Annotated in this window: 15 protein-coding genes and 1 pseudogene; 8 read left to right on the top strand and 8 right to left on the bottom strand. The window is 32.4% G+C overall.

Features of this window, described 5'->3' with window-relative positions:
• Positions 1-30: 30 nt before the first annotated feature.
• Together ACEE93_RS03830 and ACEE93_RS03825 are read right to left on the bottom strand one after the other, a co-directional pair.
• The gene (locus ACEE93_RS03830) at positions 31-1,569 is read right to left on the bottom strand and encodes a BCCT family transporter (RefSeq protein ID WP_449154972.1); all 1,539 of its coding nucleotides are present in this window, start codon (positions 1,567-1,569) and stop codon (positions 31-33) included.
• A 168-nt stretch (positions 1,570-1,737) separates the two neighbouring features.
• Positions 1,738-3,231: a catalase gene (locus ACEE93_RS03825; protein ID WP_449154971.1), complete on the bottom strand. Its 1,494-nt coding sequence runs from the start codon at positions 3,229-3,231 to the stop codon at positions 1,738-1,740.
• A gap of 202 nt (positions 3,232-3,433) precedes the next feature.
• Between ACEE93_RS03825 and ACEE93_RS03820 the strand changes: the two genes are divergently transcribed.
• Entirely contained in the window at positions 3,434-4,897 is a 1,464-nt protein-coding gene (locus ACEE93_RS03820; protein ID WP_449154970.1) for an amino acid permease, read from the top strand.
• 250 nt (positions 4,898-5,147) lie between these two features.
• The gene (locus tag ACEE93_RS03815) at positions 5,148-5,462 is read left to right on the top strand and encodes a hypothetical protein (RefSeq protein ID WP_449154969.1); all 315 of its coding nucleotides are present in this window, start codon (positions 5,148-5,150) and stop codon (positions 5,460-5,462) included.
• A 152-nt stretch (positions 5,463-5,614) separates the two neighbouring features.
• Here ACEE93_RS03815 and ACEE93_RS03810 read toward each other — a convergent pair whose 3' ends face one another.
• The 4 genes from ACEE93_RS03810 to ACEE93_RS03795 form a co-directional block, all read right to left on the bottom strand.
• The gene (locus tag ACEE93_RS03810) at positions 5,615-6,421 is read right to left on the bottom strand and encodes a Cof-type HAD-IIB family hydrolase (protein ID WP_449156402.1); all 807 of its coding nucleotides are present in this window, start codon (positions 6,419-6,421) and stop codon (positions 5,615-5,617) included.
• A gap of 203 nt (positions 6,422-6,624) precedes the next feature.
• Entirely contained in the window at positions 6,625-7,545 is a 921-nt protein-coding gene (thrB, locus tag ACEE93_RS03805) for a homoserine kinase (RefSeq protein WP_449154967.1), read from the bottom strand.
• On the bottom strand, positions 7,542-8,606 hold the full coding sequence (thrC, locus tag ACEE93_RS03800; protein ID WP_449154966.1) for a threonine synthase: 1,065 nt from the start codon (positions 8,604-8,606) through the stop codon (positions 7,542-7,544). The genes thrB and thrC overlap by 4 nt, the downstream gene beginning before the upstream one ends.
• A gap of 1 nt (position 8,607) precedes the next feature.
• The gene (locus ACEE93_RS03795) at positions 8,608-9,897 is read right to left on the bottom strand and encodes a homoserine dehydrogenase (protein WP_449156401.1); all 1,290 of its coding nucleotides are present in this window, start codon (positions 9,895-9,897) and stop codon (positions 8,608-8,610) included.
• A 192-nt stretch (positions 9,898-10,089) separates the two neighbouring features.
• Here ACEE93_RS03795 and ACEE93_RS03790 point away from each other — a divergent pair, with 192 nt between their 5' ends.
• Positions 10,090-11,445, top strand: coding sequence for an aspartate kinase (locus tag ACEE93_RS03790; RefSeq protein ID WP_449154964.1), 1,356 nt, complete (start codon positions 10,090-10,092; stop codon positions 11,443-11,445).
• Between the two features lie 60 nt (positions 11,446-11,505).
• Here the strand turns inward: ACEE93_RS03790 and ACEE93_RS03785 are convergent, their stop codons facing one another.
• Positions 11,506-12,105: a hypothetical protein gene (locus ACEE93_RS03785; protein ID WP_449154963.1), complete on the bottom strand. Its 600-nt coding sequence runs from the start codon at positions 12,103-12,105 to the stop codon at positions 11,506-11,508.
• 410 nt (positions 12,106-12,515) lie between these two features.
• On the opposite strand from ACEE93_RS03785, the gene ACEE93_RS03780 reads away from it, so the two are divergent.
• Positions 12,516-12,878, top strand: coding sequence for a transcriptional regulator, SarA/Rot family (locus ACEE93_RS03780; protein WP_449154962.1), 363 nt, complete (start codon positions 12,516-12,518; stop codon positions 12,876-12,878).
• 47 nt (positions 12,879-12,925) lie between these two features.
• On the opposite strand, the gene nucI is transcribed toward ACEE93_RS03780, so the two are convergent.
• The gene (gene nucI, locus ACEE93_RS03775; RefSeq protein ID WP_449154961.1) at positions 12,926-13,429 is read right to left on the bottom strand and encodes a thermonuclease NucI; all 504 of its coding nucleotides are present in this window, start codon (positions 13,427-13,429) and stop codon (positions 12,926-12,928) included.
• Between the two features lie 147 nt (positions 13,430-13,576).
• Between nucI and ACEE93_RS03770 the strand changes: the two genes are divergently transcribed.
• The 4 genes and pseudogenes from ACEE93_RS03770 to ACEE93_RS03755 all read left to right on the top strand — a co-directional run.
• Positions 13,577-13,759 carry a hypothetical protein gene (locus ACEE93_RS03770; RefSeq protein WP_449154960.1) on the top strand — a complete coding sequence of 61 codons (183 nt, stop codon included), beginning with the start codon at positions 13,577-13,579 and terminating at the stop codon, positions 13,757-13,759.
• A gap of 75 nt (positions 13,760-13,834) precedes the next feature.
• Positions 13,835-14,818: an acyltransferase family protein gene (locus ACEE93_RS03765; protein WP_449156400.1), complete on the top strand. Its 984-nt coding sequence runs from the start codon at positions 13,835-13,837 to the stop codon at positions 14,816-14,818.
• Positions 14,819-15,543: 725 nt separating this feature from the next.
• Complete coding sequence (locus ACEE93_RS03760) at positions 15,544-16,071, top strand: hypothetical protein (protein WP_449154958.1); 528 nt, start codon at positions 15,544-15,546, stop codon at positions 16,069-16,071.
• A gap of 622 nt (positions 16,072-16,693) precedes the next feature.
• Positions 16,694-16,780 (top strand): annotated as a pseudogene (locus ACEE93_RS03755) (hypothetical protein); the annotation flags it as partial.
• Positions 16,781-17,055 lie beyond the last annotated feature (275 nt).

Below are 17,055 nucleotides of genomic sequence, written 5' to 3'. Positions count from 1 at the left end.
TCTAGATGTAGAAACATTGCTTTTATTTTATTAATCCTCTTTTTTATTTTGATTTGCTTCTAAGGTATAACCTAAAAATTTCCGCTCTGCATTGGCATCTTTATAAAAGGCTATCACCATAAAAATGACCACAATACTAAACGGCAAAGCTGAAATAATGGCGGCGGACTGTAAAGCATCTAATCCTGTTTCGCCACCAGCTAATAATAATATATATGCGATGGCTGACAATGCAATCCCCCAAATAATCTTCACAAATCCACTTGGTGTTAAACGACCGAACGATGTTTGCATACCAATTACAAATGTTGCCGAATCTGCTGAAGTGATAAAAAACGATATAATTAATAATAACGCTATAAGTGAAAGTATACTTCCCATCGGTAAAGTACTAAATATGCCAAACAATTGCGTTTCAGGCGGCATTTCCATTATATGTCGATATTGTTCCCCAACTGAAATACCTGTTATACCAAAAGTTGCAAACCATAGCATACTCAGCAAAGTAGGGACTAAAATAACAGCGCTTATGAATTCACGAATTGTTCTCCCTTTTGAAATTCTAGCTATAAATATACCTACAAATGGACTCCAGCTCATCCACCAGCCCCAATAATAAATCGTCCAACTTTCCATCCAATCTCGTTTTTGTGGATTTAAAGGAGCAACATCAAGACTATTAAAAATGAGTGTATTTAAATATTCTCCAAAAGATGTAGACAAAGTGTTCATTATTAATAACGTTGGTCCTATTATTAATAAAGCAATCAACAATACCGCAGCAAGACCGATATTTAAATTACTTAAATATTGAATGCCTTTACTTAAACCTGACCATGCACTCAGTAAAAATAACACCGTTATAATTAATATGATGATTCCTTGAGTAAATTGGTTATTCGGGATATTAAATAAGTAATTTAATCCGCCATTTATTTGCATTGCACCGACGCCAAGAGACACCGCAACACCAATAACTGTTGCAAACACAGCTAGCACGTCAACAATAGTACCTAAAGGCCCCTCTACATGATGACCAAAAATCGGTCTTAATGTACGAGAAATTAACCCTAATTCATTTTTACGAAATTGAGAGTAAGCTAATGCTAGTGCCACCATGCCATACACTGCCCAAGGGTGGAAACCATAATGTAAAAAGGTTGCACGCATAGATTCTGCCAAAGCTTCTTTCGTTTCGCCATCTGCAGTGGGTGGCGCAAGAAAATGTGAAACTGGTTCAGAAGACCCATAAAAAACGAGTCCAATCCCCATACCTGCACTAAATAGCATAGTTAACCATGATATTGTTTTAAATTCAGGTTTATCATTCGGCTTACCAAGTGTTAACTTGCCAATTGGACTAAAAATTAAAAAAATAGAAAATAATAATATCAAACTAAATAACAACATATAATACCAGCCGAATGTATCCATAATCCAACTACCAATTATATTTGATATTTCACCAAATTGGTCTGGAAATATGGCGCCAATCAATACCAATATCCCTATAATAATAGAACCATATAAAAACACATTCGAAAATTGTTTAGTTGTATTTTCTTTCATAATGTCCCCCTGTTGTTCAATTTAATAGTCAAAAATAAAAGGTTGATACATGAAATATTTGTTTATCTGAAAAAGTTTAAAACATTTTCAAATGCAACATATTTCTGTATCAACCTTAAAAATTAAAGATTATACAGTTTAATTAATGTGGTCGTTTGCAATAATTGATTAGATACTTGCAATAATATCGTCTAAACGATCTTCCATACCTAACGCTTTTGCAACACCTTTACCATAATCTGGGTCAGCTTGGTAACAATGACGAATGTGTCTTTCTTTCACATCATCAGTTGTACCATCCATTTCATCTGCTGTATTTTTAAAGATACGCTCTTGTTCTTCTGGTGATTGTAATCTGAATAACTTACCTGGTTGTTCGAAGTAGTTATCATCATCTTCTCTAAAGTTGTGTTCATAAGCAGTACCTTCTACTTCCATAGGAGGTCGTTTATATTCAGGTTGGTCTTGGTGAGCACCTGTACTGTTAGGATAATAATGAGTTTGAGCACCTTGGTTATTATCTAGGAATCTCATTTGACCATCACGACTGAATGGGCAAATATTTTCAACACCTACACCTTTAGGTTGGTTTACAGGAATTTGCCAATGGTTTACACCTAAACGATAACGTTGCGCGTCACCGTATGAGAAAATACGACCTTGTAAGACTTTGTCAGGTGAGAAGTCAATACCAGGAATAATATTTGTAGGTGCAAATGCCGCTTGTTCTACATCCATAAAGTAGTTGTCAGGATTGCGATTAAGTTCGAATTCCCCTACTTCAATTAATGGGTATTCATCATGGAACCAAACTTTAGTTAAATCGAATGGGTTATCCTTGTGATTTTTAGCTTGTTCTTCAGTCATCACTTGAATATACATTTTCCATTTAGGGAAGTCGCCTTCTTCAATGGCATTAAACAAGTCTCTTTGAGAAGAATCTCTATCTTTACCGATGATTTCTTGAGCTTCTTCTGTTGTTAAATTTTCGATACCTTGTTGTGTTTTAAAGTGGAATTTAACCCAAACACGTTCATTTTTATCATTAATCATTGCATAAGTGTGTGAGCCGAAACCATGCATATTTCTAAATCCTTTTGGAATACCTCTATCAGACATTAAGATTGTCACTTGATGAAGTGCTTCAGGTAATTGTGTCCAGTAATCCCAATTGTTTTGTGGACTACGCATATTCGTACGTGGGTCTCTCTTAACAGCATGGTTTAAACTTGCGAATAATTTAGGATCTCTGAAGAAAAAGACAGGTGTGTTATTTCCGACTAAATCCCAGTTACCTTCTTCAGTATAGAATTTTAATGCGAATCCGCGAATATCACGTTCTGCATCTGCCGCACCTCTTTCACCTGAAACAGTTGAAAAACGTGCAAACATTTCAGTTTGTTTACCTACTTCAGAGAAGATTTTAGCTGACGTATATTGCGTAATATCGTTCGTTACAGTGAATGTACCAAATGCACCAGAACCTTTTGCGTGCATTCTTCTTTCAGGAATAACTTCACGATCAAAGTGTGCGATTTGCTCGATATAGTACCAATCTTGCATTAACATTGGCCCTCGTGGACCTACAGTCATAGAGTTTTCGCGATCTCCAACTGGATGACCAAAAAGACCAGTTAGTTTAGATGCATCTTTACGTTCCATCTATATACCTTCTTTCTACATTAAAATTATTACAAATAAATTGTCTCATTATTAGTATAACCCATTCAACCCAAGTTTAAGCAAATTATCCCCCTTTTTTTGTTTTATACTAAATTATCAGAAAAATTCGTTTTTGTTCTTGCAATCTTTAAAGGAACAAAGTAAAATAGATAATTATCTCATTTTAAAAGGAGGATGGCCCATGGAAGAAAAAAAGTTAAACCGCGGACTTGAGTCTCGCCATATTACAATGATAGCTATTGGAGGCGCAATTGGCACAGGTTTATTTATAGCTACGGGCGGTGTTATCGCACAAGCTGGACCTGGTGGCGCTATACTAGCGTATGCATTGATTGGCATCATGTTATATTTCTTAATGAGTTCAATTGGAGAAATGGCTACATTCTATCCAGTCTCAGGTTCATTTAGTAGTTATGCAACACGATTTGTCGATTCATCATTAGGTTTTACAATGGGCTGGTTATACTGGACAATATGGTCTCTAGTAACAAGCGTGGACGTCATTGTGGCTTCAAATGTCATTACATATTGGGATTTCTTTTCATTTTTCTCTCCATTAACTTGGAGTATTATATTTCTCGTTATCATATTTTTACTCAATGTGTTTACCGTTAAAGTATTTGGAGAAGCGGAATTTTGGTTATCATTAATTAAAGTAGCTACAATTATCATTTTTATTATTTTAACGTTTCTAATGATCTTTGGCATTTTAGGCGGAGAATATTACGGTTTTAAAAATTATACAATTGGTGACGCACCATTTGTAGGTGGTATATCTGGTTTCTTAAGTGTCTTACTCATCGCAGGATTTTCTGTAGGTGGTACAGAAGTAGTTGCTGTAGCTGCTGGTGAATCAGATAATCCAAGTCGTTCTATGCCTAAAGCTATTAAACAAGTTTTTTGGAGAATTTTAATTTTCTATATCTGTTCAATTATCGTAATTTCAGGTATTTTAGCATATAATGATCCTACTTTATTAAATGAATCTGGTTCAATTACCCAGAGCCCATTTACAATCGTATTTGATAAAGTGGGTATCGCATTCGCTGCATCGGTTATAAACGCAGTCATTCTTACGTCATTATTATCTGCAGCAAATTCTGGAATTTTTACAACAAGTCGAATGCTGTTTTCTTTAAGCCAACAACATCAAGCACCGAAATTTTTAGGTAAAATCAATCGCGTTACGAAGTTACCTTTAAATGCTTTATTAACAACTTTCATATTAATTGCTGCAGTCACTTTATATGCAAATTTTAATCCAGATAGTGTGATGGGATTACTTAACATTATTGGAGCACTCATTACATTTATTTGGGGATCAAGTATCATTGCTCAATTTCGTATGCGACGCGCAATTAAAGCACAACATAAAGATGCAGATCAATTATTACCTTATAAATCACCATTATTCCCATTTGGTCCTATCTTGGTAATGATTATGATCCTATTTTTAATATTTGGTAGCTCTGCTGAAGCTTTAATACACTTAGATATTCCAAAACTATTACAAAATGTAGTGCCTATTCTTATTTTGATTGCCGTATATTTCATTCATAAGGTTATTAAGCGCACACGCATCATACCTTTAAAAGATATTGACTTATCTGAGCATGATGTTTATAAATCTCAACAAAATCAATAAAATCAACACTGAGGTTGGGACAAAAGCATTCAGGATTTGAGCAGAAGTAAACGAAAAGCTAAAATTGTTTTTCAAATTTTGGTGAAGCGTGAACTTTCTGCTGAAAATCCTGCTTTTGGGGACCGTTAACCGGTTCTCAGGGTATTAATGCTTTATGGCTCAACCCTTTTTTTAAATGACTTTTCTCATTTTAACCCCATATCATTTTAAGGTATAATGATTGTAAGTTATGTTAAAGGTGTGATGATATATGATTGGACAAAGAAACCTTTTTGATGATGTATTAAAACAAGAAGAACGTTTTGTCATTGTAGTTCAGGCAATTGAAAATCATTCTAATCAACTTATTAAGCGTACATTGAGGGAATATAATAGTCTCACAAATGAACAAATGCATAATTTGTACGAACATCTTAAAGATTTATATTTAGAGCAAACGTTTGAGCCTCATCAATCGGCGTTTTCTATTACGGTATATACTAATTTGGATTATGCAGGTGATCAAATCTATGCTCATGTCAAACGTCATCGTGGTAAAAAGGAATGGACACAGACCGCTAAATAATAAGTAAGTACTGTAAATCTTAATGATTTAACCGCTTCAACACTATGTTTTCTATAAGGAAAAGAGGCTGAAACATAAAGCGTTTGTTACTCTGGGAAATAGTGAATGGTCCCAGAATTATGAACGCCTTTGCCTCAACCTCTTATTAACAATTACACGTCAAGTAAGGATTTAAGTTGATATGGAATCCCATCTTCATCATTACTTTTCGTGACATATGTGGCATATTCTTTTAATGTATCAACCGCATTATCCATTGCGACTGCCGTACCCACTGCTTTAAACATTTCAACATCATTCTGGCTATCACCAAATGCGATCATATTTTGTGTATCTAAGTCGAGTTTATCAGCTAAATATTGAATAGCTGCTCCTTTTGACACTTCTTTAGACATAAACTCCAAGAAGAATGGTTTGCTCATCGTCACATCGATGTCCTCATCGAATCCATTTTCCATCTTTTGAAATAGTTCATTAATGTGATCTTCATAATCTACACCAATGACTTTTGGTACAGCATCATTAATAAATGACTTCAAATCTTCAACACGCTTCATTGGTAATCCTGTAATTTCAGATTCTAAGTTCATATATTCATGTTCATCATCGTATATAATTTCTCCGTCAACATATGTTAAAACAAATAACCCCTTGTCTCTACAAAAATCAACAATATTATCAAACGAAGATTTATCAATTAAGTTTTCACTAACTACTTCATTATGAGCAAGATCAATCGTTTTAGCACCGTTGTAACTGATAATATAACTGTGATAATCATCCATTTTTAATGCTTTAGCAGTTGGCGTCATCGCTTCTGTAGGACGTCCAGAAGCTAGTGCAATCTGTAGCCCTTCTTTTTGAATGTCGATTAAATATTCCTTGGTATTTTGAGATAATGTATTATCGGATGTCATTAAAGTATCATCCATATCCATTACGATTAAATCTGGATTCATTTATGTAACACTCCTTCAGTTTTAGTAGTACAAAAACTTCTACTGATATGATATTGTTTAACCTTTTCCATTCATTTAGTCTAAAGTGAAAACGTAATAATATCAAATTCATACTAAAAAGATCACTATCTTGAAGTTAGAACATCTATATTTAGCTTTAACACCTAATATAGTCTCCTAACCTCAATCGTGATCTTTAATAACTAAAATAATTTTCGTACTTGTTGTTGTACACCTTGTGTATTGACCGTTACTAATTCTGATTCACATTGTGGTATTTCTTTGCGTAATGCTCTTACTAATGCACCGCTTGTCTCTTTTTTAACCATAGTCATCATCGTTGAGCCTGCTCCAGATAGTACTGTAGCGTATGCTTGATATTTGTGAGCAATGGATTTTATTTCTTCAAATTCAGGAATTAAATGCTGGCGATAAGGTTCATGTAAGCCATCTTTTTCCATCATTCTTCCTGCTAATTCATAATTATGTTGTATCAATGCACTAATCATTGTATTACTAATCGCACTATATTTAACAGCATCTTTGTGATTTACCTCTTGTGGTAACACACTTCTTGATTTTTCTGTTGATAATTCATATTTTGGAACGGTAATAATAAAATCTGTATCCGGGATATCAATGTGCGCAATATCGGTTTGATTATCTTGATCATCATAATAGCCTACCACTAAGCCTCCATATATAGTAGGCGCTACATTATCAGGATGCCCTTCTATTTCAGTAGCTAATTGCAATAATTCATACTTTGATAACTCTATATCTCCAAAATAATTGGCAATATATAATGCTGCAACAAGCGCTGAAGCAGAGGACCCTAATCCTCTAGCCATTGGAATATCACTATCCATTTTGATAATTAATCCAGGTAATTGAACATTAAACTTTTGAGCGACTTGATTCGCAATTTGATAAATATAGTGTGATTCGTCTGTTGGTAATCCCTCTAAATTCGGTCCTTCATGTACAAATGACCATTCATTCGTATCAGAAAGCTGTATCGTTAAATATAAAAACTTATTAAATGCCATACCAACTGAATCAAAACCACATCCTAAATTAGCAGTAGAAGCGGGTACTTTGAGTTCTAAAGTTGCTTTTTTCATTTCAACGCATCCTTAATATATTGAATAATACTATCTTTATCATTAGGTAAAGGTTGGATTGGATTTTTCAAAAGACTAATTGCAGTATCAGGATCTTTTAATCCATTTCCTGTTAAAACAGCTACAACTTTTTGACCTTTTTCTAATTTACCCATTTTAGACATTTTGATAAGTCCAGCAATAGAGGCATTACTTGCAGGTTCACTGAAAATACCTTCTTTAGAAGTCATTAATTGATATGCTTCCAGAATCTCTTCGTCTGTTACAGAATCAATATGACCTTTAGATTCATCAATAGCTTGAACTGCCTTTTTCCAACTTGCAGGATTACCTATGCGAATTGCAGTTGCCACTGTCTCAGGATTTTTAACAACCTTATTTTGTACGATGGGTGAAGCACCTTCTGCTTGAAAGCCAAACATTTGAGGTAAACCACTTTGTTGATTATCATGATATTCTTTAAATCCTTTCCAGTATGCTGTAATATTTCCAGCATTACCAACAGGAATAGCAAGAATATCTGGTGCTTGACCTCCTAGTTGTTCAACAATTTCAAAAGCACCTGTTTTTTGTCCTTCAATTCTGTATGGGTTAACTGAATTAACAAGTTCAATTTCACCTTCCTCAGCCACTTCTTTCACGATTTCTAAAGCTTCATCGAAATTTCCTTCAATCGACACAATTTCCGCACCATACATGACCGCTTGAGATAATTTTCCGAGTGCAATTTTGCCTTCTGGTATAACAACAATTGCTTTCATACCTGCTCTAGCTGCATATGCTGCAGCTGATGCTGATGTATTACCTGTAGAAGCACAGATCACTATTTTTTTACCTTGTTCTTTCGCTTTTGTAACAGCCATGACCATGCCTCTATCTTTAAAAGAACCGGTTGGATTAGCCCCTTCATATTTAACATACAATTCAATATCAAGCATATCTGAAATAGTAGGACAATAAATTAAAGGGGTATGCCCTTCATTTAAAGTAACTTTTGGTGTATTTTCATCTACCGGTAAATATGATTTAAATTCTTCAACTAGACCTTTCCAATACTTCATATTAGTTAACCCCTTCAACTGGATAAATTTTTTCAACATTAATATATGCTAGTGACTTTAAATGTGCTTCTAATGATTGTTCAGTTTCAATACCTTCAACAATAAAAGCCACTTTAGTATCATCTAATTCAATTGCCTGAAGCGACTTATGAAATGGTAACGATTTTTTAATATCACTTTCTGTTTCTTTGAATGACTTTTCTGTAGAAACTACGAAATAAAAATGCGCTTTTTCTTTAATGGATATAGGTTCCTCTCCATCAATTAATGCTTTTGTAGCATCTGTTTTTAATTCAAAATGTGGTGGTAATGTATGGAGGTTCGATTCAAATTGTAAAGATACGTTTAATAAATCACTCACAACTGCCGAACCTGTTGCTAAACTGCCTGCACCTTTACCATAAAACATTGTTTCTCCAACTGAATCGCCGACAACGTAAATGGCATTATATTCATTCTCAACCGAAGCTAATTGATGTGATTTAGCAATTAATGTTGGTTGTACTGACGCATCTACTTTCCCGTTATTATAAGCCCCTTTACCGATTAATTTAATTTTATATCCCAATTCATTTGCGGCATTAATATCACTTGGTTGTACATTGCTGATACCTTGTGTCTTAACATCTTTTAAATTAATCACTTGGTTAAAAGATAAGTATGACGTAATAACGACTTTTCTCGCTGCATCAATTCCTTCAACATCATCAGTAGTATCAGCTTCTGCAAAGCCTAAATCTTGCGCCTCCTGCAAAGCCGCTTCATATGTAGATCCCTCTGCGCTCATCTTTGTAAGAATAAAATTAGATGTACCATTAAAAATGCCCATAAATTCACTGATATTATTCGCATTTAACCCGTTATTTATTGCATTGACAATTGGAATACCTCCAGCCACACTCGCTTCATATTTTAGTGCAACTTCATTTTCTTGCGCTAAATTCTCAAGGTCTCTCAAATGAACTGCTAATAAGTCTTTATTCGCTGTGATAACATGTTTCTTTTGAGATAACGCTGCCTTTAACCAATCTACTGTAGGCTCTACGCCACCCATTACTTCGATGACAATATCTACTTCATCATCATCTAATATATCTTGAATATCTTCTGTAAGATGATATTTCGAAATATTTAAAGGTCTTTTTTTATTTTTATCTCTAACTAAAATATGATTAATTTGGATATCTTTTTGTATTGTATCTTTGATTTGTTGATGATTCTCTTCAATAATTTTTACAACTCCTGAACCAACCGTTCCTAGTCCAAGTAATGCAATATTGAGTGATTTCATAAATGTTTCCCCTCCGTTAACAATTTAGAAAAAATTTAAACCGATATTGAATTCTTGTAAATTTTGGTTTAGTATAAATTCATTCACAAAGTTTCTAAAGTTCTAAAAATTTAGAATAGATGTCTATATCTTACCATTTTCTTACACAAAACTGAATAGTAAAATTTTCCCTAAAGAAAGGTTGTCATAGATATGAAAGTTTCAAAATTTGGTGGTAGTTCTGTAGCTACAGCCGCACAAATCAAAAAAGTATTAAATATTGTCAATAGCGATGAGGATAGAGCGATAGTCATCGTCTCTGCTCCAGGAAAAAGGTACGATAATGATGTAAAGACAACCGATTTACTCATTAGACTTTATGAAAAAGTAATTGCTCAATTAGATTATACTCAAAAAAAATTAGAAATTCTGGCTCGATTTGAAGAAATTGTGTACGACTTAGACATCGACGCTCAAATTTTAAAAGAAATTGACAGAACATTAGAACATCTTATTGTAACGTTGAAAGATCAACCTGCACGCTTACTTGATGCATTAAAGTCATCTGGTGAAAACTTCAATGCGCAAATTATTGCCGCTTATAACAATGCTCAAGGTATACCGACCGTCTATTTATCACCTAAAGAGGCTGGCGTGATTGTGACGAATGAACCTGGAAATGCTCAAATTATTGAAGATAGTTATCAAAAAATATATAAATTAAGAAACTTTACTAAAAAAATTATTATTCCTGGATTCTTTGGTTATTCTGAAGATAATGATATTGTCACTTTCCCAAGAGGAGGCTCAGATATTACTGGAGCTATTATTGCAAGAGGTGTACATGCTGAGTTATATGAAAACTTCACTGACGTTTCTGGTATTTTTCGTGCCAACCCAACACTCATTCAAGCACCTGAAATGGTAAGTGAAATTACTTACCGCGAAATGCGTGAATTGTCTTACGCAGGTTTTGGTGTATTTCACGATGAAGCACTTCAGCCGCTTTATCATCATCGTATTCCAGTGGTCATAAAAAATACAAATCGCCCATCTGATCCAGGGACTTTTATCGTACATGACCGCCCTATTGACACTCAAAATGTGATTACTGGGATCAGTTGTGATGAAGGCTTTTTAAGTATAAATATAAAGAAATATTTAATGAATAGACAAGTTGGTTTTACATATAAAGTTCTTAAAATTCTTAATGATTATAATATTTCTTTCGATCATATGCCATCAGGTATTGATAATATCAGTATTATCATGAGAAGTGATCAATTAAAAGGGAAAGAAAAAGATGTGTTACAAGCTATACAGCGTGAATGTCAGGTTGATGAGCTCAGTATTGAACATGATTTAGCCATTTTGATGATTGTTGGAGAAGGTATGAGTGCGGTTGTCGGAACGGCAAACAAAATTACAGATGCTTTAGCACAAGCAAACATCAATTTAAAAATGATCAACCAAGGTTCTTCAGAAATATCAATGATGTTCGGTCTCTCATCCAAAGATGCAAATAAAGCCGTTAAAGTATGCTACAACCATTGTTTTACATCACACTAATTTAAATTTGAATATATGGAGGTTGAAATAAAAGCTAACGAGAAACCTATTTTTCTCATACTAACTGCTTTTCGTTTCAACCTCCTTAGTAATTTGATTTAGGCTTTCTTCTCCAATCACAGTTTTTAAAATAACGTATTGGAAATAACTCATCTGATTTAATAATTTTCTATAAAAGGTTACATTTTGAGGTTTAACCGGTTCGTTTAAACGATACATCAAAATAATTTCCGGTTTGATATAATCGACACCCCACTTTAAAGAATGGTAAAAAATATGCTTTTCAGGGATACGAATATCGTGATTTAAACCGAACAACCAGTGCTCATGTTCTACATCATATACGATAATATTTAGAACCATCATATCATTGTGCTTAATAAATATGGATTTCATTTGATCAATCTTATGACGGTCAAATGGTTGTACTTTCCTCTCATAATCTCTGAAAAATATAGAATATCCCTCAGGAATAACATCGATAATTTTTGGAATATGACTTCTCTTTACACAAATATCTAAAGTATCATCTACGTTTAGTTGATCATTTAAAAATAAATCTGTTGCTACTTTTCCATGAAATTTAAAATATTTTGGTACACTTTTCATTAAAATACTTAAAACCTCTTGTATATAACTATTACTCTCTTTTTGACACATAAGTTCACCTCCTCGATTTAGAAAACGCTTTCATTCATACAGTCATTATACGGAAGTTTATGTCTTTTATCAAACTTTCTAATCATATTACAAATTAAATGACTATTGTTAATTCATAATAAAAATATAACATTAATATTATTAGTAATGATATTCTAAACAATTGCATCAAGCTAATATATTGGACCTTATTATCAAAATTACGCTACCCACCTTCTCGAAATTTTATAATCTACTTGTAAGCTATTCATCTATAGGCTATTATTTTAAGTTAAAACTATCTATTTGTTGAATATTTTTTAAAAATTAATTACTGTTTTTGAGATATTTTTAGACTTTCACTTTCAAAAGTATAAAAAATTTAATATAATAAACTGTGAGGGTAAAAATAAATAATAAGGAGTGAGATTATGAACCAAAACCAACCATTAAGTAGCAGTGCGATTTTCTATTACGAATCTAATAGGAAAAAGATAATTAGCGAATTAAAGAAACAACATGGTCTTAAACTTAATGATATTTTGTTTCTTTATCATCTCAAAAACACCAATCGTCGTCGTATTTCATTACATAAAATGAAACAGTCGATTGATTTCAGCCTTATGGAAATACATAAATCCTTAACTGCGCTAACTGAAAAAAACATTATTGGAAAAGAGCGTTCTACGGAAGACGAACGAAAAGTGTTTATTACGATTAGCGACGAGCAAGAAGAAGAAGTTGAAAGACTATTACAAAGCTTCGAAAACATCCAACATAGTATTTTGGACTAAATTAACCAAGAAGAGGCACGGTAGTAATACCGTAGCCTCTTTTTATATTAACGTTCCCAGATATTAAGTTGCTGTTTTTGAGCTTCTTTTTGTGCTTGGTTGATGCGAATACGGTATTTATCACTTGGTGGATAGAACTTTGCTTTTGCCAATCCTTCTTTTGCTAGTGTGACATTAAACATTTCATCACCTAACCAAACATAAGCTAACGTACGACCATAACGGTCTTCTTTTTCACGGTCATATTCTAATCTTACATACTGATTCGTCAAATGCTTTTTAGTAAAATCGGATGCCTCTTTTCCATATGGTTGAACGGGTGTATTCGGTTTAACTGTTTCTGGAGTATCTACACCTATTAAACGTACCTTTTCATCTTTTCCATTATGATCGATAACAATCGTATCTCCATCAACCACACGAGTCACTAAAAACTCATTCTCATCATTGGACCCATTCTTTTTAAACGGTCCATCACCATTAATAAATTGAAACACTAAAACGATGATAGCAATACAAATAATAATTAAAACACTACTAAGCTTTTTCATATGGTCCCCTCTTCATTTTACTTCTGACTTATCATAATCAATTATCGCTCTATGGTCAAGGGCACAAAAATTCAGTTATTTACAAGAATTTACTGTAAAAACTTCGATATATGATGATACAATGAAAAAGTTAGGAGGCTCGTGAACATGAAGAAACTAAAAGAAAACAAAATAACGATTATAACCGTTATTATTGCAATTATAATCGGATTTTTTATACAAACTTATTTTAATTTACCTGCGCTTGCTGGGGCCTTTATTGGCGTTATATTAGGTTTATTAGTAGGCTTTATATTACAAGTATTTATCAATCGTGACGATAGTGATTAACTAGCTAGCATCTAAACATATCCCATAACATTCTTAACCCCTAATTTTAAAAAAGATGATAGGAGTTTACTTACTATGAGTTCAAACACAAGATTAAGTTGGTTAGATATTGCAAAAGGTATTTGTATTTTATTAGTTGTACTAGGTCATTCCGGTGTACATTGGTATGATAATGTGATGAGTTGGTTTAGAATGCCGCTTTTCTTCTTTTTAAGTGGCATTTTATTCCGTCCAATTCCCTCATCATCTTTCCCAAATTTTATGTCCTATAAACTTATCAAAATGCTAGTCCCTTATTTTGCATATGGAATTGCGATTACTTTAATATTTTACATAAACTCACCTACACAAATGTATATCAATTTCCAAAGACTCCTAGTAGGTGGCGACCAATTAAAAGGTCCTTTTGGTGTCTTTTGGTTTATTACAGTGTTATTAATGACCCAATTAACAATGGGCTTTATTAGCCGATATTCCAAAATAACTCAGATAAGTATTATAATTTTATTATTCATTTTAACACATATCATCGCTTTAACGCACTTAAGTAATATTTCTATGCCTTGGAAAATTAATGCAGTTGGTGGTTCATTATTTTATTACGCCATGGGTTATTATTTAAAAGATTTTCTAAAACATAATGTTGCCAATCTTAAAGTCATTGGTTCATCATTATTCTTTTTAGCCATGTTTTTACTTATTTACGTTATATTTGATATTAATTTTGCAATAAATCTTAAAACTGATAATTTTAGTTATATTATCCTTGATGCTATTATCCCTATCGTGTGTTGTTATTTAATTTGTTGTTTGGCTTATTATTTAAGCTACTTTAGAGTATTTGATGTATTGAAATGGTTAGGAAAAAATAGCATCACCATCATGTATTTACATCTACCATTAAATATTTTATTGATGAAGTTATGGAAACCTGAGTACAGTGATTTTATCTTTTTAATGAATGGCGTCGTTATTTCTCTAATTATTGGTATCTTACTAAAACAGTCTAAAATCGTTCGTAATATGTTTATATCGCCTCATATTACAAAGCAACATTAAATATACATTTATAAACTTTAAAAGCGACCATTTTATTGGTCGCTTTCTATTTTTAATAGTCTTTTTATTAAAAAAATTGTAGTAATAAGTTAATGATCGATAACACAAGTACAGCTATCATTAAATAAAATGTTACATTGTTTTTAGTTTCTCTTTTCATTTTAGCTACCTCCATATATAATGATAAATTAGGGTTTATCCCCCTTAACCTAAGAACGCTTAGTTGAACATCAATATTTGGATTATTAAGCTGATCATAGTTCTCCAAAAGATGTCTCATCTTTTTTAAGTCTATTTTTATTTTTAATGTATAGGTCTATCAAAACTATTAAATTTCAACTTTCTATTAATTATATACAAAGTGGTGAAAAATTCAAATTCGATAGTACATTTTATGAATGGATGATAATCAGTTTTAAATACTATACTTCCATAATGCTCCCACTTTTTAGATAATGATGTAATTCTTATAGATAAAAATTTAAGTTTTTCAAAAGCATGTAGAGTGACTTATAAGTTCGTTTTGATATTACAAGGTATCACAGATGCTTCTGATTACGACGTACAGAATTTACATAAAATGGCACTTTTTCGAAGTTTCAAAGAGTTTTATACAAAACTGTCAAATAATATGAAAATAAATATGGTTTATCAGTAATTCACGGGGATTAACTTATACAGTTTGACCCGTTAGTTATATATAAATATGTAGAGGAGAAAAGTATATGAAAAAATTTTTATGGGTTTTAATAGCGAGCGCTATTGTTTTAGCAGCATGTGGAAACGGAGAGGATACAGAAAGAGAAAACAAAAATAATAAAACTGAACAAAAAAATAAAAATAAAGAAACCGCTCACGAAAAGAGTACCGAAGAACAAGCAACAGAAGAAACTGAACAAGAACAACAAGTTAATTTAGAAAAACACACTCAAATTGATTTGTCTAATATAACAGACACAGCAACTCTAGAAAGTGTATTATATGGAAATTATACTGAGGAACAAAAAATACAAGCCTATAACAGTGCAGTAGCTAATGGAATTATACCACAAGGTAACGTAATGGAAGGCTCCGCGCTATCAGCGTATAAAAGCTCATTGCGTATAGCTAGTGGACAAGAGGAATCGGTATATAACAATAAAGGAACTGACGCAGGTATGATTGATTATGAAGAATATAACAGAATCGTTGAAGAAGAACAGAAAGCAAAAGGAAGCAGAACTAGAAAGAGAATATTTCGAACTGTCAGATAAAATGTACGAAGATGACGTCACTGATGAAGAGTACGAAGCAATGCAAAGACGTCAAGATGAGATACTGGATGAAGTTGAACCTATAAATTAATCGAGAACGTACATGTACTTTTTTATCAAGTTGGAGTTTGAAAATAAAGTCTCAAAATATAATTTTAATTAAAGAGTTCATAATTTAAAACTTCGGCAATTTTAAATTTAAGGATGTTTATTATTGATAATACTATTTATTACATAAATTTTAAATCAAAAAACATAATATCTATTTTTCTAAGTTTCAACAAAATGACTTTATTTTTGACTATTTAGGATTAAATATAAATCATGAATTTTCAAATTTTCACTTTTTTGTCATAAATTATAATTATAACAACAAAGAAGATATAATAATTGCCTTTCCACTAAACTTATAATTATAAGTGGCACCTAATTTATATAGGTGTCTTTTTTATACAATAATCGGGTACACCACCGTATCCCTTATAATTTTATTATAAATAAAGGGAGTGATTTTTATGACGTCTTTTGAAAAAAGAGGTTAAATATGGCGTTTTAAAGTTTATAATGTTGATGAAATGAAAAGAAAAAATATTTCACTAAAAGTGGTTTTAAGACAAAAGCAGAAGCTAAATGTGTGGCCGTTGAAGTTGAGAACTCAATGAACAAAGATATGAAGAAAATAAAAATTATAAGCTTGAATATTGGTTAGATTATTATTTAAAAACTAGGTGATTTAATCAAGAAAATTATAGCAAATTAACTATCAAAAAATCACATTCATTTTTAAAACGAACGTTACAAGGAGCTGTATACGATCGCTTAATTCACTTTAATCCATGTGACAACAAGATTTGAGTATTCGCAAGTTATGACATACTCATGCAACACTACAAGTTTATAGTCATATAACTAAAAAAATGAATCATAAAGCAAAAGAAAACTTTGAAAAAATTCATTAAGGATAATAACCTTTTCGGACAAGTC

Source organism: Staphylococcus sp. 11262D007BW, assembly GCF_053547815.1.
Note: the sequence above shows the minus strand (reverse complement) of the source record. Positions and strands in the feature narration are given on the sequence as shown.

Excerpts from the sequence above, each read along its gene's own strand:
- ACEE93_RS03830 (WP_449154972.1), bottom strand. The coding sequence starts at position 1,569 with ATGAAAGAAAATACAACTAAACAATTTTCGAATGTGTTTTTATATGGT.
- ACEE93_RS03825 (WP_449154971.1), bottom strand. The coding sequence starts at position 3,231 with ATGGAACGTAAAGATGCATCTAAACTAACTGGTCTTTTTGGTCATCCA.
- ACEE93_RS03820 (WP_449154970.1), top strand. The coding sequence starts at position 3,434 with ATGGAAGAAAAAAAGTTAAACCGCGGACTTGAGTCTCGCCATATTACA.
- ACEE93_RS03815 (WP_449154969.1), top strand. The coding sequence starts at position 5,148 with ATGATTGGACAAAGAAACCTTTTTGATGATGTATTAAAACAAGAAGAA.
- ACEE93_RS03810 (WP_449156402.1), bottom strand. The coding sequence starts at position 6,421 with ATGAATCCAGATTTAATCGTAATGGATATGGATGATACTTTAATGACA.
- thrB (WP_449154967.1), bottom strand. The coding sequence starts at position 7,545 with ATGAAAAAAGCAACTTTAGAACTCAAAGTACCCGCTTCTACTGCTAAT.
- thrC (WP_449154966.1), bottom strand. The coding sequence starts at position 8,606 with ATGAAGTATTGGAAAGGTCTAGTTGAAGAATTTAAATCATATTTACCG.
- ACEE93_RS03795 (WP_449156401.1), bottom strand. The coding sequence starts at position 9,897 with ATGAAATCACTCAATATTGCATTACTTGGACTAGGAACGGTTGGTTCA.
- ACEE93_RS03790 (WP_449154964.1), top strand. The coding sequence starts at position 10,090 with ATGAAAGTTTCAAAATTTGGTGGTAGTTCTGTAGCTACAGCCGCACAA.
- ACEE93_RS03785 (WP_449154963.1), bottom strand. The coding sequence starts at position 12,105 with ATGTGTCAAAAAGAGAGTAATAGTTATATACAAGAGGTTTTAAGTATT.
- ACEE93_RS03780 (WP_449154962.1), top strand. The coding sequence starts at position 12,516 with ATGAACCAAAACCAACCATTAAGTAGCAGTGCGATTTTCTATTACGAA.
- nucI (WP_449154961.1), bottom strand. The coding sequence starts at position 13,429 with ATGAAAAAGCTTAGTAGTGTTTTAATTATTATTTGTATTGCTATCATC.
- ACEE93_RS03770 (WP_449154960.1), top strand. The coding sequence starts at position 13,577 with ATGAAGAAACTAAAAGAAAACAAAATAACGATTATAACCGTTATTATT.
- ACEE93_RS03765 (WP_449156400.1), top strand. The coding sequence starts at position 13,835 with ATGAGTTCAAACACAAGATTAAGTTGGTTAGATATTGCAAAAGGTATT.
- ACEE93_RS03760 (WP_449154958.1), top strand. The coding sequence starts at position 15,544 with ATGAAAAAATTTTTATGGGTTTTAATAGCGAGCGCTATTGTTTTAGCA.